15 protein-coding genes are annotated in these 13,531 nt (G+C 42.4%); 6 read left to right on the top strand and 9 right to left on the bottom strand.

Annotated elements, in window-relative coordinates; genetic code table 11:
* Positions 1-76: 76 nt before the first annotated feature.
* The 3 genes from ltrA to ACY8DX_RS04660 all read right to left on the bottom strand — a co-directional run bounded on the left by ltrA (position 77) and on the right by ACY8DX_RS04660 (position 3,518).
* Entirely contained in the window at positions 77-1,342 is a 1,266-nt protein-coding gene (gene ltrA / locus ACY8DX_RS04670; RefSeq protein WP_049670210.1) for a group II intron reverse transcriptase/maturase, read from the bottom strand.
* A 593-nt stretch (positions 1,343-1,935) separates the two neighbouring features.
* Positions 1,936-2,286 carry a YlbF/YmcA family competence regulator gene (locus ACY8DX_RS04665; protein ID WP_049671921.1) on the bottom strand — a complete coding sequence of 117 codons (351 nt, stop codon included), beginning with the start codon at positions 2,284-2,286 and terminating at the stop codon, positions 1,936-1,938.
* Positions 2,287-2,381: 95 nt separating this feature from the next.
* Positions 2,382-3,518, bottom strand: coding sequence for a DUF445 domain-containing protein (locus ACY8DX_RS04660; RefSeq protein ID WP_462406278.1), 1,137 nt, complete (start codon positions 3,516-3,518; stop codon positions 2,382-2,384).
* A gap of 302 nt (positions 3,519-3,820) precedes the next feature.
* Here ACY8DX_RS04660 and ACY8DX_RS04655 point away from each other — a divergent pair, with 302 nt between their 5' ends.
* The 3 genes from ACY8DX_RS04655 to ACY8DX_RS04645 all read left to right on the top strand — a co-directional run bounded on the left by ACY8DX_RS04655 (position 3,821) and on the right by ACY8DX_RS04645 (position 6,204).
* Complete coding sequence (locus ACY8DX_RS04655) at positions 3,821-4,036, top strand: YheE family protein (RefSeq protein WP_049671923.1); 216 nt, start codon at positions 3,821-3,823, stop codon at positions 4,034-4,036.
* A 32-nt stretch (positions 4,037-4,068) separates the two neighbouring features.
* Complete coding sequence (locus ACY8DX_RS04650) at positions 4,069-4,974, top strand: PucR family transcriptional regulator (protein WP_439802957.1); 906 nt, start codon at positions 4,069-4,071, stop codon at positions 4,972-4,974.
* A gap of 126 nt (positions 4,975-5,100) precedes the next feature.
* On the top strand, positions 5,101-6,204 hold the full coding sequence (locus ACY8DX_RS04645; protein WP_049671925.1) for an ABC transporter ATP-binding protein: 1,104 nt from the start codon (positions 5,101-5,103) through the stop codon (positions 6,202-6,204).
* A 128-nt stretch (positions 6,205-6,332) separates the two neighbouring features.
* Here ACY8DX_RS04645 and ACY8DX_RS04640 read toward each other — a convergent pair whose 3' ends face one another.
* Positions 6,333-6,575, bottom strand: coding sequence for a hypothetical protein (locus ACY8DX_RS04640; protein WP_049671926.1), 243 nt, complete (start codon positions 6,573-6,575; stop codon positions 6,333-6,335).
* A gap of 291 nt (positions 6,576-6,866) precedes the next feature.
* Here ACY8DX_RS04640 and ACY8DX_RS04635 point away from each other — a divergent pair, with 291 nt between their 5' ends.
* The gene (locus ACY8DX_RS04635) at positions 6,867-7,076 is read left to right on the top strand and encodes an alpha/beta-type small acid-soluble spore protein (protein WP_049671927.1); all 210 of its coding nucleotides are present in this window, start codon (positions 6,867-6,869) and stop codon (positions 7,074-7,076) included.
* Positions 7,077-7,167: 91 nt separating this feature from the next.
* Here ACY8DX_RS04635 and fumC read toward each other — a convergent pair whose 3' ends face one another.
* A complete protein-coding gene (gene fumC, locus ACY8DX_RS04630) occupies positions 7,168-8,556 on the bottom strand; it encodes a class II fumarate hydratase (protein WP_462406277.1) in 1,389 nt (462 codons plus the stop codon).
* 279 nt (positions 8,557-8,835) lie between these two features.
* Here fumC and ACY8DX_RS04625 point away from each other — a divergent pair, with 279 nt between their 5' ends.
* Entirely contained in the window at positions 8,836-9,144 is a 309-nt protein-coding gene (locus ACY8DX_RS04625) for an HPr family phosphocarrier protein (RefSeq protein WP_049671929.1), read from the top strand.
* A gap of 75 nt (positions 9,145-9,219) precedes the next feature.
* On the opposite strand, the gene ACY8DX_RS04620 is transcribed toward ACY8DX_RS04625, so the two are convergent.
* From ACY8DX_RS04620 to ACY8DX_RS04610, 3 genes are all read right to left on the bottom strand, one after another.
* Positions 9,220-9,570 carry a nuclear transport factor 2 family protein gene (locus ACY8DX_RS04620; protein WP_462406276.1) on the bottom strand — a complete coding sequence of 117 codons (351 nt, stop codon included), beginning with the start codon at positions 9,568-9,570 and terminating at the stop codon, positions 9,220-9,222.
* Between the two features lie 149 nt (positions 9,571-9,719).
* Positions 9,720-11,738 carry a transglycosylase domain-containing protein gene (locus tag ACY8DX_RS04615; protein ID WP_462406275.1) on the bottom strand — a complete coding sequence of 673 codons (2,019 nt, stop codon included), beginning with the start codon at positions 11,736-11,738 and terminating at the stop codon, positions 9,720-9,722.
* A gap of 132 nt (positions 11,739-11,870) precedes the next feature.
* Complete coding sequence (locus ACY8DX_RS04610; RefSeq protein ID WP_462406274.1) at positions 11,871-12,047, bottom strand: hypothetical protein; 177 nt, start codon at positions 12,045-12,047, stop codon at positions 11,871-11,873.
* 217 nt (positions 12,048-12,264) lie between these two features.
* Between ACY8DX_RS04610 and ACY8DX_RS04605 the strand changes: the two genes are divergently transcribed.
* Positions 12,265-12,774 (top strand): universal stress protein, encoded by a 510-nt coding sequence (locus ACY8DX_RS04605; RefSeq protein ID WP_462406273.1) that lies wholly within the window; start codon positions 12,265-12,267, stop codon positions 12,772-12,774.
* 142 nt (positions 12,775-12,916) lie between these two features.
* On the opposite strand, the gene ACY8DX_RS04600 is transcribed toward ACY8DX_RS04605, so the two are convergent.
* Positions 12,917-13,375, bottom strand: coding sequence for a helix-turn-helix domain-containing protein (locus ACY8DX_RS04600; protein WP_049671932.1), 459 nt, complete (start codon positions 13,373-13,375; stop codon positions 12,917-12,919).
* Between the last annotated feature and the right edge of the window lie 156 nt (positions 13,376-13,531).

Here is a 13,531-nt window from a genome sequence, read left to right as displayed (position 1 = left end):
CTGAAAATCGAGTAGGAGGGGGCGACTAACCCCCGACCTCTCAGACCACCGTACGTACGGTCCCGTATACGGCGGTTCAATCAAGTTGATGACGCAAGGTTTCATACCGACCTTGTAGACTTTTGAGCCCTTGGGAATACCAATAGGTATTGCCGAGGGCTTTGTGTAATATTGGACTTTTCGAGATACGCCAATAGCCTTTCCGACTGTTCCCCCATTCATAAGCTTTTCCTTTCGGAACACCTAGGTTCATGAGGTACCTTATCTTCGCCTTTGGGTTCTTCCAGTTCTTCCACAAGCACATTCGCAACCTTCTGCGTATCCATTTATCCAACAATCCAAAAATAGCCTTCGTATCGGCTAACGCGAAGTATCCACACCATCCGGTTAGATACTGGTTCAGTTTCTGAATCCGGTATTCCATTGGGTAAGGCATCTTCCTGGAAGTGATTTTCCGGACCTTCTCCTTCATTCGCTGGATGCTCGCTTTTGCGATGCGAATTTTTGGCTCTTTCGTCGATGCGAAAGTAAACCCCAGAAACTTACGTTTCCAAGGTCGGCCTACCGCTGACTTCTTCTCATTCACTTTCAATCGGAGCTTCCCCTCAATGAGTCGTTGAATGCTGGCCAAGGTTCGTTCACCTGCACGCTTGGATTTCACGTAGATATTGCAATCATCCGCATAGCGTACGAATCGATGTTCCCGGCTTTCTAATTCTTTATCCAATTCATCTAGGACAATATTTGAAAGTAAGGGGCTTAGGGGACCTCCCTGAGGAGTTCCTTTCTCCATACTGGTAACCACTCCATTGATCATCACTCCAGCTTGTAAATACCGGCGAATTAGTTTCAATAGAGGTTTCTCATCGATTCTCTTTGCCAACGTGCTCATTAGTCGGTCATGATTGACCTTGTCAAAGAACTTCTCCAAGTCCATGTCTACTACCCATCTGTATCCTTCTTGGATGTAGCCCTTCGCCTTCCGTACAGCGTCATGGGCACTCCGGTTTGGTCGGAAGCCATAACTATGTTCGGAGAACATGGGGTCGTATATCTTCGATACCACTTGGGCTATCGCCTGTTGAATCAAACGGTCTGTCACGGTAGGGATTCCCAGTAGCCGGAAGCCGCCATCAGGTTTCGGGATTTCGACTCTTCGGACTGGCATCGGTTCGTAGGTTCCCTCCAGAATAGCTTCTCTGATGGAAGACCAATTTTCGACTAAGTGCTGACGTAGGTTTTGTACGGGCATCTTATCTACTCCATGACTTCCTTTATTCTTTTCGACTCGCTTTAATGCGAGAAGCATATTCTCCCGTGACAGGATTTGATTCAAAAGCATCTCGTTTCTTCCTTCCGTGAATAGCTTATCTTCTTATGCCAGCCGTCACTCCATCCTCCGGGAAGTCCCCTGCGGGATTCACCGCATCCTTCTTCTCGTGAGGTCTCTTACGTTTTCTATGGTCATCATGACAGACTGAATGCCAAGGGCTATTCTCTCTTGATTGTTCGGTCCTTCCGAATCGTTCTAGACCGATTCGTACTATGACCTCAGCTGACTTCTGATGGTTCAGCTGCCTATCACTAGACAGGTTATGAAGGGTACTTCACATCTCCATCAGACCTCCCCGGGTAAGGGCGCACGCTTTCTCTCCATGTCCCCACTGCATTTACTCTCTATCACCTTCGGCAGTAAGAGCTTTGTTTTGTTTAGCAAACTCACTCAATGACAGCTAGCCTTGTATGCAGTTCGTGTTCCTTGGGGCGGAGATTTGCCTCCAACTTCCTTCAGATTCCGCGTCACCACGGACACCCTTGTCTTTGGCTAACCCCTACTACTGCCTTCGAGGCTCGGGACTTTCACCCTAAAGCTTACACCCATGCCGGGCACACTAAAAAAACCGATTCGACCCAATGGTCAAATCGGTTTAGTTCTCAGCCTTGAGTACCGTAAAGATCTTCAAGCGGTTTTGTAATGATGCGATTTACATCTCCAAGAACGACACTCATGCGCTGCTCTGCATCCATTAACTTAGAAATCAAATCATGCTGTTGTACAAGGGCAACAGTTTTCTGTGCCTGCAGCACTTCTTCATCCGTAATTTCTTGTCCTGTCATTTGTTTCTCTTGAAGCTTAACCTGAATATCACGGAAATTATGGAACATCGTTCTGGCATTCTCATCTGCCATAACCGCTTCGTATTGTTTCTTCAACTCGGCATATTCTGCACTTTCGCGAATGCCTTTCTCTACTGTGTAAGCAAGATCATATACATTTACTGACATGGGAAACCTCCTGTTTGCTAAACGCTTTTTCAGTCTTCATAACTATACCATTATCTGATTGCCAATACACCCTATGGCAATCAAAATTCTGTTCATTAATTCATAAATATCATAAAGACACCCTGGAATGCTCCAATGAGTCCGCCAAGCAATGCGCCAAGATACGTAATCATCTTCAACTCGCTTCTTGTGATGGATAAGACCATCTCCTCTAAGCGCGTCACCGGGAATGAGGCCACTTGCTCACGAACAATCTCTTCCAGCTTGAATTTCTCCATGATAACTGGAACTTGATTGATGATTCGTTCTGATACTGTTTCAATTAATTCTGGGAGGATGCGTCCCTTTATGGTCTCACTCCACTCTCCTGTCACCTTAGATAAAGGCATGGCAGATAAATCAAGCTGGCGATACGCATAGAAGATGCCTTGATGGATGAGCTTCTTCTGCTCCTCAAGGGAATAATATTGTTCAGCCTCTGATACCTTCATCGTCTTTACCTTATCCCATTCATTCCTAAGGATTTGTGTGAGTGTTTCCTTTGTCCCAGGATTGGCAAGGAATTTGATAATTTCAGGCTGCAGCTTTTCTCCTAAATTAACATTGCCTAAAAGCATTTGCATAAATCCGCCGAACTTTCCTCGTTCTCCCATAAAGTCATCTGCCATTTTCTGCAGCCTGGCTTTCCCTTCAATGCTTGAAAAGAAGGCAATACCTTTATCGAGAATGTACTGGGAAACATCAGGCAGCTTTTCCTCTACTTTTTCTCCAAACGTATCTGGCAAAAAAGAGATGATTGGCTTCTCTTGATTGGATTGGTACCATCCCTCCACCCAATTGGAGGATCGATCTGCCACTCGATGAACAAGCATATCAGGCAGATCATCGATGCCTAATTTGCGGAAGGCTTCCTCTATCTTCATTTCCGAAAAGACAGTTCTATCGAGCATATTTTCAGCAATACGTTTTGCCTCTACTTTTACAGAAGACGTTAGTAATTTCCGTTTGACACTTTCAGGGGTGATCAAGTGCTGGACAACCATTTTCCCCATTTGTACGGCCAGCTCATCACGCCTCTTAGGAATCAAGCCTGGTGTAAAAGGCAGGCGTCTTCCAAAAAGATAGATGGGTTCATATGGATGAAACAGCATCTTAATCGCTAGAGCATTTGTTATACCGCCGATGACTGCTCCAACAATCACCACTGTCGTGATGGTCACAAAGTAATTCATGTTTTTTGCTCCTTCTTCTATTAAAGCTAATAAAGAATAGTTTAGACTCTAATAGCTGTTAATTGCAATATATTCGGGGGTCTTTTTCAACTATTTGTGACCCGTGATAAGCGCCTAATCGCAATAAATTGTTTTATAATAAAACTATGCTGTCACCGATTCCGTCTGCCAATAAAGAAACGGATGACATTCGATATCCCTGGACATGTCTTTTTAAGAAAATAAAGACATCATCTTATATCGGTAATTACTTGATTATTTATGTTTTTCCAACCTATCAAACTTATAAGGAGCGTTCTTCCATGATCAACCATTTTACTTTCCAATCACTCTATCAGACAGAGAAAATACCAGGATGGTCTTTTTCCTTTTATTACGAAAGAAAACGATATACAGGCATCTACCATAAAGATGGCTCCATAGAGTGGACAAATGGGCAGCCAGCTGAAAGCTCCCGCAAAGAGCTTGAATCAAGACTTCATGAATTGATGCTTTACCATGTATATGACAACCAATAGCATGTATTACCCCAATATGGAGGCCAATCGATATGTACACTGACCTACGAAAACTATTCCCAGACTTAATACAGGCATCCTACCCTTTAAAGGATTCATCCTGCCATTGGTACGTGGATAAACAGCATGGGTATATTGGTATCCCAAAGGAATCCATGAACGTCGATCAAAAAAGAATTCTTGATGTGTTCTTAGAACCGTTTACCTTGAATGCCGACCAGCTAAACATGACAGCCGCACAAAAAATCTGGCATGACCTATTATACATGGGTAACCAAGGTCGAATTGAGGAAGCTGGTACAGGTTCTTATCGATTTATCCATTTCTATTTAGCCAGCAATGATACGAGCCGAGTTGATTTCAGCTCTGCTATCTACGCCCTATTCCCTGATGCCGTATTGTGCTGGAAAGACCGTTACAGCGGCGTTGTCATCGAACAATCTACGGCTAGTACAATGACGAACCAGGATTTTGGTGCCATTATTGACACACTTGAAAGCGATTTATATGCTCATCTGCGCCTATTCATCGGCAATTATTATCCGGTTAATGGAAGAATGCTTGCGAGTTTCCAAGCGGAGGAAGCCTGCTTCAATGTCCTGTCTCTCACACATCCTAAAATGCGGGTAACCAGCTTTTCCCAAGCTTTTATCGATCTGATTCTAACCGGTCAGAACCAAAGGCTTTGCCAGACACTTGCCCGGAATATGCTCGGGACACTTGATACCGATACAGATTTGCTAGAAACCATCAAGGTTTATATTGAATCAAATGCAAACGCTACAGTTGCTGCAAAAAAGCTTTTCCTGCACCGCAACAGCTTAAATTACCGGCTCGATAAATTTCATGAAATCACGAGTCTTGATGTCAGACAATTCGAAGATAGCTTAAGTGCCTATTTAGCCATACGTCTCCTTGAAGGCTTGAATAAGGAGTAAGCAAACAGCCCATGAACTTCTTCGTTTCTTTGTGCACAATGACCATATATTTTTGCCCAGCAGACTAGTAATATATGTATTGAAAAGGGTTACATCATTATACATACGGTCAAGGAGGCTATTAGTATGGCAGAATTAAGACTCGAGCATATTTACAAGATTTATGATAATAAAGTAACAGCGGTAACTGATTTTGATTTACATATCAAGGATAAGGAGTTTATCGTATTCGTCGGTCCATCCGGCTGCGGTAAATCCACCACCCTTCGTATGATTGCCGGACTTGAGGAAATTTCTAAGGGCGATTTCTATATCGACGACAAACGCGTGAACGATGTACCGCCTAAAGACCGTGATATCGCCATGGTATTCCAAAACTACGCTCTCTATCCACATATGTCCGTATATGACAATATGGCGTTCGGATTAAAGCTTCGTAAATTCGATAAAGCTGAAATTGACCGTCGTGTAAAGGATGCTGCCCGCATTCTCGGACTTGAAGAATATTTAAACAGAAAACCAAAAGCACTATCAGGCGGTCAGCGCCAGCGTGTTGCCCTTGGCCGTGCAATTGTTCGTGACGCAAAGGTCTTCCTAATGGACGAGCCTTTATCCAATCTTGATGCGAAACTCCGTGTTCAAATGCGTGCTGAGATCTCTAAATTGCACCAACGTTTGGATACAACAACCATCTATGTAACGCATGACCAAACAGAGGCAATGACAATGGCCACTCGTCTTGTCGTCATGAAAGATGGCTTCATCCAACAAGTCGGCGCACCAAAAGAAGTATACGAAAACCCGGAGAACGTCTTCGTCGGCGGATTTATCGGATCCCCAGCGATGAACTTCCTTACTGGAACCATTAAAGAAGACGGCTTCTTCGTAACTGGCAGTTCTCGAATTGCCATTCCGGAAGGAAAACTAAGCTATCTTCGTGCACAAGGCTATATCAATAAAGATATTATTCTCGGCATCCGTCCTGAAGATATTCATGATGAGCCTGTTTTCATTGACGCTTCTCCAGCAACCAGCATTAAATGCCAAATTGAAGTTGCAGAATTAATGGGAGCTGAAACAATGCTTTATACTTCTATTGAAGGCCAATCAATCGTAGCACGGATTGATTCCCGCTCTGATATTAAACCAATGGATACATTACAGCTTGGTTTGGATATGAATAAAGCTCATTTCTTTGATAAAGAAACAGAAGTAAGAATTCGCCCATAATGGATATGAAGGCTGACCAAGATCTTTTTGGCCAGCTTTTTTATTCTGCTATGGACTTATTATTGGATTTGAAACCCTCCCCCCTATCCGTGCACCACAAGCATGAATAGGGGGTTTCTTTGATGATTCTAAATTTCCTCAATAGCCGCTCTCATATCCCATCCACATTCCTTGCAGGAGAAAAGGTGATAGCATAAGTCATTTTCAGTCGACTGTGCGTCTCCGTCATTCATCTTTTGAGTGGCAATATCCAGATAGGCACTGTAATCATCATCATAATCCATGACTCTTCCCATATCGGAAAGCAAGGCGCCGCAGGACCCGCAAGCTTCCATCATCGTACATAATCCGTTACATAAAGGGCATTCCATTGTTACCCGCTCCTTTATTTGAAAGTTGATGATTCCCTTATAGAATGCCCATTATAAATCTAATCCTCTCCTCTATTCTCCGTAATTCCATATATCCCATTATTTCTCTCTTTCGGTTTTGCATGAAATCACTTCGATGAATCTATACTAGTTAGTACAATCAAGCATTCAACATTGGGTCAAGCCATATAAGGGGCAAACAGGGGTGACACACGTTATCCTCTGTTATCAAGCCGGTTCAATTCCGGCTGACCCAACCAAACCATATTATTTTTAAGGAGGATATTTATCATGGCACAAAATAGTTCAGGCAATTCCTCTAATCAATTGCTTACTCCAGGAGCAGCTCAAGCAATTGACCAAATGAAATATGAAATCTCCAGCGAATTTGGAGTGAACCTGGGAGCAGAAACAACTTCCCGCGCAAATGGTTCTGTAGGCGGAGAAATCACAAAACGCCTTGTCCGCATGGGTGAACAGCAAATCAGCGGTCAAAAATAATTAACCAACTGAATATTTATGGCTAAAAACCCCCTTCCGAATGATTCGGAAGGGGGTTCTGAATGTTTCTTAAAGAGGCTATGTATGCCTCTTAACCTTTTTGTTTGACCATATCGCTTGGATTAACCCATTGGTCGAACTCTTCTTCAGTTAAATACTCAAGTTTTAAAGCTGCTTCCTTCAATGTGCTATTATCCTTAAAGGCAAGCTTGGCAATAGCAGCTGCTTTTTCATAACCGATATGCGGATTCAAGGCTGTCACAAGCATAAGTGAGGATTCAACGTTCTTCGCAATGCTTTCTACATTCGCTTCAAGACCAACCAAACAGTTCACACGGAAGGATTCCAGTGAATCAGCCATTAATCTGGAGGATTGAAGGAAGTTATAGGCAATCACGGGTTTGAATACATTCAGTTCAAAATTCCCTTGGCTCGCTGCAAATCCAATTGCCGAATCGTTGCCGAATACTTGTACAGCAACCATTGTCAATGCCTCACTTTGGGTTGGATTGACCTTACCAGGCATGATAGAGCTTCCTGGTTCATTTGCCGGGATCGTGATTTCCCCGATGCCGCTTCGCGGACCGCTCGCCAGCCAGCGAATATCATTCGCAATTTTCATGGCATCCATTGCAAGTGCCTTGATAGCACCATGGGCATATACGATTTCATCGTGGCTTGTCAGCGCATGGAATTTATTTGGTGAAGAGGTGAACCCATAGCCTGTTTGCTCAGCAAGATAAGCAGCTGTTCTTTCTCCAAAATCAACATGAGCATTGATACCTGTTCCTACTGCCGTACCGCCGATTGCTAAAGAAAGAAGCTTAATGGCACTTTCCTCAATCATTTGCTCAGAACGTTCAATCATATATCTCCAGCCGCTTATTTCCTGGCCAAGTGTTAATGGTGTCGCATCTTGAAGATGCGTTCTGCCAATCTTCACAATGTCTTTGAATTCCTCTTCCTTTTCTAGAAGGACTTTCTTGAATTCAGCTACCTCAGGAAGCACTCTCTCTTGAATGATGGAATAGGCAGCAACATGCAAGGCCGTTGGATAGGTGTCATTGGAGCTTTGTGACATATTGACGTCATCATTCGGATGCAAGACTTCCTCAATATCCTGAGAGCGGAGCCATTCATTGCCTTTGAAGGCGACCACTTCATTTACATTCATATTACTTTGCGTACCGCTTCCAGTCTGCCAAACCTTTAATGGGAAATGCTCGTCTAATTGACCAGCAATAATGTCATCACATACTTTGGAGATGGCATTCTTCTTGTTCTCCGAAAGATTGCCGAGCTCATAATTTGTGTGAGCAGCTGCCTTCTTTAATTGTGCGAAGGAACGAACAATCTCAAGGGGCATGATTTCCTCACCAATTTTGAAATTATTGCGGCTTCTTTCTGTTTGTGCACCCCAGAAACTACTTGCCGGGACTTTCACTTCCCCCATGGTGTCTTTCTCAATCCGATATTCCACGTTAAAATCCTCCTATCACCCTTAAAAATCTTTCTAGTAAAAACATACTCTCTCTGGAAGCAAATGGTCAAATGATAGCGCTTAAAATTCAAAAAATACAAATAATATTATAGAAGTGCCTTAGCTAATTTGGCAATATTCAAATGAAAAAGAGTATTTTTACAACTTTATAGTTTTATTACAAAACTATTTCATTCCACACGAACCAGTTTTTACCTCATTTTTATCGGGTACATATGATTAAACACAAAAATAAAAGAAAAAGGAAAGGTGAAAGAAATGAAACAGATAGAAAGCGTTTCTTCTATACTTCCAATTAATGATCCCATTACATTAAAACAATTGATGTGCATCGCAGATTATGCAAAATCCTACAGCGGCTCCATCAAAATTGTCCGCGGACGACAAGTTATTAATATGACTAATATCCCTGCATTAACTGCATTCTTCCTGACTTTACGAAAAGGCTCTAAGGTAAGCATTCATGTTGATGGACCAGACGTTCAATCAGCCATTAACCGAATTAAAGAAGTATGTATATCAGGGAAAACGAATTATATAGAGTTTTCAAAGGCATCCTTTATTTAATCAATCTAATTAGCACAAGAAAACGGTTGGGTCATTCCATCCATCCGTTTTCTTGTGCTAATTTGCTGTTATGCTTCATTCCCCAGTAACGGTTCCTTGATGGAAATATAGCTGCCACCTCGCCTCTATCCGCTTCCAAAGGGAGCTTCTTAACGTATGACGGTTTGTTGTCTTATTCCTAAGGAGGTAAGTCGTTAAGACAACATCAGGAGCCAGCTGCCGGTATTCAAATTGCTCAAGGGACAAATCATCCTGAGAAAGCTCCCTGCTCAAGCAATCTTCTTTATCGAATATTCTCCCCGAACTGCCAATTTCTCTATATTCCTCGGCCAGAATCCAGTCCATTTCTTCTTTAGAGCGGCGAATTTCTGGTTTTAGATGACTTTCTTCTAACTCCTTTATATGCAGAATACGCATTGGATTCATTTCAGTTCCCTCCTATCTATCAACATATATTCGTCAATATTGAACGAGCTACCTCTTTTTCTTCTTCACAAAAGATAATGGATAGGCGAAACCAGCCTGAAGATAGAGAAAAGAGGCATTTTAAAATGCCTCTTATTTTTCTTTCCCTATCAATGACCTCTCCATCTCTCAATCCATTCCGTAAAGCTGTCATTGATTTTTTTCTTTTGCTCTTCCCACAGCTCCCTTAAGGACTTCTTCTCAACCTCTTCTTCGAGCTCATAAACAGATGGAACGCCAAATTTTTCATTCTCGACATTTGGCAATGCAGCGCTCATGATTTTTTGGAAGATGACAGTCGAACCCTTTGTGCTGTCACGAACTAAATATTGTTCTGAGGTTGTTTTGTCATAGCCTGACCAAACAGCTCCCACCAGATTAGGGGAGTAGCCAACAAACCATTGGTCCTTAATCGCATTTTCAGCAGCCGCTCCTACTACTTGGGTGGAGCCTGTTTTACCTGCTATATCCCAACCATCGACCTTGGCGTACCGGCCGGTCCCTTCTTCATGATCGACTACTCCCTTGAGCATAGTCGTCATATTCTTAGCGACTTTTTCAGTCGTCACCTTTGTTTCCTTATCTTCAAACGAAGCAACCGTTTCTCCGCTTTTATTAACAATCTTCTTAATCAGGTGAGCCTCATGCATAATACCGCCATTAGCTAGAGCCGAGTAGGCTTGAGCCATATCAAGCGGTGATACGGCAACTCCGCCTCCTCCAAGCGCAAGTCCAAGCTCGCGGTTTCCATCCCCTAGATTGATGCCAAATCGTTCAACAGCATCCATCCCGTTTTGAATTCCTATTTCGTTCAGAAGCCATACAGCCGGTACATTCTTCGACTTATAGACAGCCTCAAACATAGGAACCTTCCCCTCATATTGATTATTACTGTTTTTCGGGGAATAACCGCCGGCGAATTCGGTCTTCTCATCAGGGAGTATATCCTTTATTCCATAGCCCTCCTCTAGGGCAGGCGTATATACAGCAAGCGGCTTCATGGTTGACCCTGGCTGTGCTTTCAACCGAGTCGCCCGATTATAGCCGAGAAAGATATGATCAGAGCGGCCGCCAACCAAGGCTCTAACCCCTCCATCATTCGGATCCACAAGAACGGCTGCACTTTCTGGCTCTTCATCTGGATTGGAGCCCTTTGTGAAAAGGTTCTCCTCTTCATAAACCTTTTCTACCGTCTCCTGCATATTCGGGTCTAGCTCAGTGTATATCTTATATCCGCCCATCAGGATGTCGTCCTGCTCAAGTCCATATTTATGGACGGCTTCATAAATAACCTGGTCCACATAATATGGATATTTCCCTTTGAGCGGATCGCTCAGCTCTTTCAACTGAATATCATCATTAAGTGCTTCTTCATAGCCTGTCTTATCAATCTTTCCAAACGTCTTCATTTGCACAAGGACAACCTGCTGTCTCTTCTTGGCTGAATCAAAATTCTTATATGGGTCAAGGGCAGATGGTGAATGAATCAATCCAGCCAGCATAGCTGCTTCTGCGACCGTCATATCCTCGACATTTTTGCCGAAATAGACTCGGCTGGCATTTTGAATTCCCCATGCACCGTGTCCAAAATAGATTTGGTTCAAATACATTTCAAGAATCTCGTCTTTCGTGTATTGATGCTCTATTTGACTGGCAATAACGACTTCCTTGATTTTTCTTTCATATGTCTTCTCCGGTGTGAGAATGGTGTTTTTGGCTAGCTGCTGCGTAATGGTGCTTCCGCCTTGTACAACGCCTCCGGCGGTGAGATTTTCGAATGCAGCTCTGATAATGCCTTTCACATCAATTCCACTATGCTCATAGAAACGATGATCCTCTATCGAAAGAACTGCATTAATGACATGTTCCGGTATTTCCTCTATCGCCACACCCTCCATTTTATTGGCGGTGATCTTACTCGCCTCTTCGTTTGCTTCATCATAAATAATCGTTGGTTTCATCAGTTCTGTATCCAGCTTGGACAAATCGACTTCCTCATGCAGGATATACGTCAGATACAGTAAACCAATTAATGTGAATGAGGATATACCCAGCAGGAGAATATGAAATAACTTGGAATGGTCGATGATATTTCCAAGCTTATGCAGTATTTTTTTTATTTGAGACATACTTCCTCCTTGCAGTTAGGGTGTAAATTTTCTATCTTTCTACCCCAATTCTACAATTTATACACAAAAATAAAAACAACTGGTATCCAGTTGTTTCAGTGAGCTTCTATTATTATGTCCGTTATTCTCTATTTATTCCGCCTGCTCTTTCGGGCATTGTTCAGTCGAATCCACATCCTGATGAAGGGATTCCATGTACATGTAAACAATCTGCTTAAGCTTATCATCCGCTCCGAGTATGTCTAGATGGGTTAAACATTTCCGAATAATCGGGTGCACTTCCGATGGCATCCTATTATTAGTTGACATCCCCATCACCTCTTTCTTTCCATTATAAACCATACCGTTCTGCTATTCCATTGGCCTTTTGTCATATTAATTCAAAAAACACGTATTTTTTATTTTTACACGAATATGGAAGGGCTATTTCGTCAAAAAATGTCTCTTAAAAAATGTTTTTGAAATGAACATTTAGGATAAAGGATAAAGGACTAAGTATAGGAATCAATAGAAGGGAATGATCGCCATGTTTAATCATGTTCTGGTTGCATTTGATGGCTCCGATTCAAGCAGGAAAGCCTTATCTATGGGAATGAGCTTATGCAAGGACAAGGAAAATTCATTATTATCTATCATCTATGTCTATAATAAAACTGAAGATTCGCAGAACTATCCAGTAGGCGCTGTCGGCGCTGCCCCCCTCTCTGGTGCAGCCCCTTTATATGTAGACCATACACAAGGTCAGCCTATAGACATGCCTGACCAAGATATCAACAGCCCTTATGAGGCAGATTCGCGCCTTGAAGAGATTGAAGGTTATGTCAGAGGGATCGTCAATGATTCCATAATCAATTCTCATTTCGTCGTTTTGGAAGGTTCGACAGATGATGCCATCTTGAAATATGCTGAGAAAGAAAGTGCAAACCTTATTATTGTCGGAAATAGCAGCAGTTCTAAGTTAAGGAGCTTCTTCCTTGGCAGCGTGTCGGAAAAAATCATCAAAAATGCCAACTGCCCTGTCTTGGTGGCGAAATAACCGCAGAAACCTGCCAGCCTACATGCCTGGCAGGTTTCTTTTCATAAGCATGGTCCCTTCAACGACAAAAAATCCTCAGCTAAAGATAACTGGGATTCCATTTGTCGGTAAAGAAAAAAGAAAAACACTTAGGTGTTGATGCTTATCCTACTCGATTGACCAGCTCCTTAAACTTCTGCTGGGATACATCCTCATCCAATGAACTAAAAATACGATACCGGTCATCATCCAAAATTCGATAATGCTGACTGATCATGTTTTGCTGGAGTGTATATCCCTTTTCAGAGATGATATCATTCCACCACATTTTCCCGCCAAGCATCTTTTCTTTTCGGTAATCTATCTGTTCTCTCGACACAGTTTCTATGACTTCAAGCGGATCCCCGCCAAATAGCGTCTGTACAGTCAAGGTTTCACGGAAAAGCGATACAACAGCAACGACGGTTGTCCAACTTGCTTCGTTCCTTTCCTTCTCTATCTGCACAAGGGTCTTTTTTGAAATTCCAATAATCTCTGCCATCTTATCTTGTGTATAATCAACCTCAACACGGATTAATCTCATGCGTTCTGATATTAAACGAATTATCTCATCCTTCGTCATGCCATCCCTCTTCTCTTTTAATGTTATGGTACCAAACTATGTTTATGGAATATTTTACAATAACTGAACCACTAAGACTATTATAATAGAAATAAATGGAAATTTGATATTAATTTGTATATATTTACTAATTTTTTTATTCCCTTGAATCCGAAA

The organism is Gracilibacillus sp. Marseille-QA3620 (assembly GCF_054950035.1).
The sequence above is the reverse complement of the archived record's forward strand: the minus strand, read 5'-3'. Positions and strand labels throughout refer to the sequence as shown.

Bases quoted from the DNA above. Each gene is read 5' to 3' on its own strand.
- ltrA (WP_049670210.1), bottom strand. From the start codon at position 1,342: ATGCTTTTGAATCAAATCCTGTCACGGGAGAATATGCTTCTCGCATTA.
- ACY8DX_RS04665 (WP_049671921.1), bottom strand. From the start codon at position 2,286: ATGTCAGTAAATGTATATGATCTTGCTTACACAGTAGAGAAAGGCATT.
- ACY8DX_RS04660 (WP_462406278.1), bottom strand. From the start codon at position 3,518: ATGAATTACTTTGTGACCATCACGACAGTGGTGATTGTTGGAGCAGTC.
- ACY8DX_RS04655 (WP_049671923.1), top strand. From the start codon at position 3,821: ATGATCAACCATTTTACTTTCCAATCACTCTATCAGACAGAGAAAATA.
- ACY8DX_RS04650 (WP_439802957.1), top strand. From the start codon at position 4,069: ATGTACACTGACCTACGAAAACTATTCCCAGACTTAATACAGGCATCC.
- ACY8DX_RS04645 (WP_049671925.1), top strand. From the start codon at position 5,101: ATGGCAGAATTAAGACTCGAGCATATTTACAAGATTTATGATAATAAA.
- ACY8DX_RS04640 (WP_049671926.1), bottom strand. From the start codon at position 6,575: ATGGAATGCCCTTTATGTAACGGATTATGTACGATGATGGAAGCTTGC.
- ACY8DX_RS04635 (WP_049671927.1), top strand. From the start codon at position 6,867: ATGGCACAAAATAGTTCAGGCAATTCCTCTAATCAATTGCTTACTCCA.
- ACY8DX_RS04625 (WP_049671929.1), top strand. From the start codon at position 8,836: ATGAAACAGATAGAAAGCGTTTCTTCTATACTTCCAATTAATGATCCC.
- ACY8DX_RS04620 (WP_462406276.1), bottom strand. From the start codon at position 9,570: ATGAATCCAATGCGTATTCTGCATATAAAGGAGTTAGAAGAAAGTCAT.
- ACY8DX_RS04615 (WP_462406275.1), bottom strand. From the start codon at position 11,738: ATGTCTCAAATAAAAAAAATACTGCATAAGCTTGGAAATATCATCGAC.
- ACY8DX_RS04610 (WP_462406274.1), bottom strand. From the start codon at position 12,047: ATGTCAACTAATAATAGGATGCCATCGGAAGTGCACCCGATTATTCGG.
- ACY8DX_RS04605 (WP_462406273.1), top strand. From the start codon at position 12,265: ATGTTTAATCATGTTCTGGTTGCATTTGATGGCTCCGATTCAAGCAGG.
- ACY8DX_RS04600 (WP_049671932.1), bottom strand. From the start codon at position 13,375: ATGACGAAGGATGAGATAATTCGTTTAATATCAGAACGCATGAGATTA.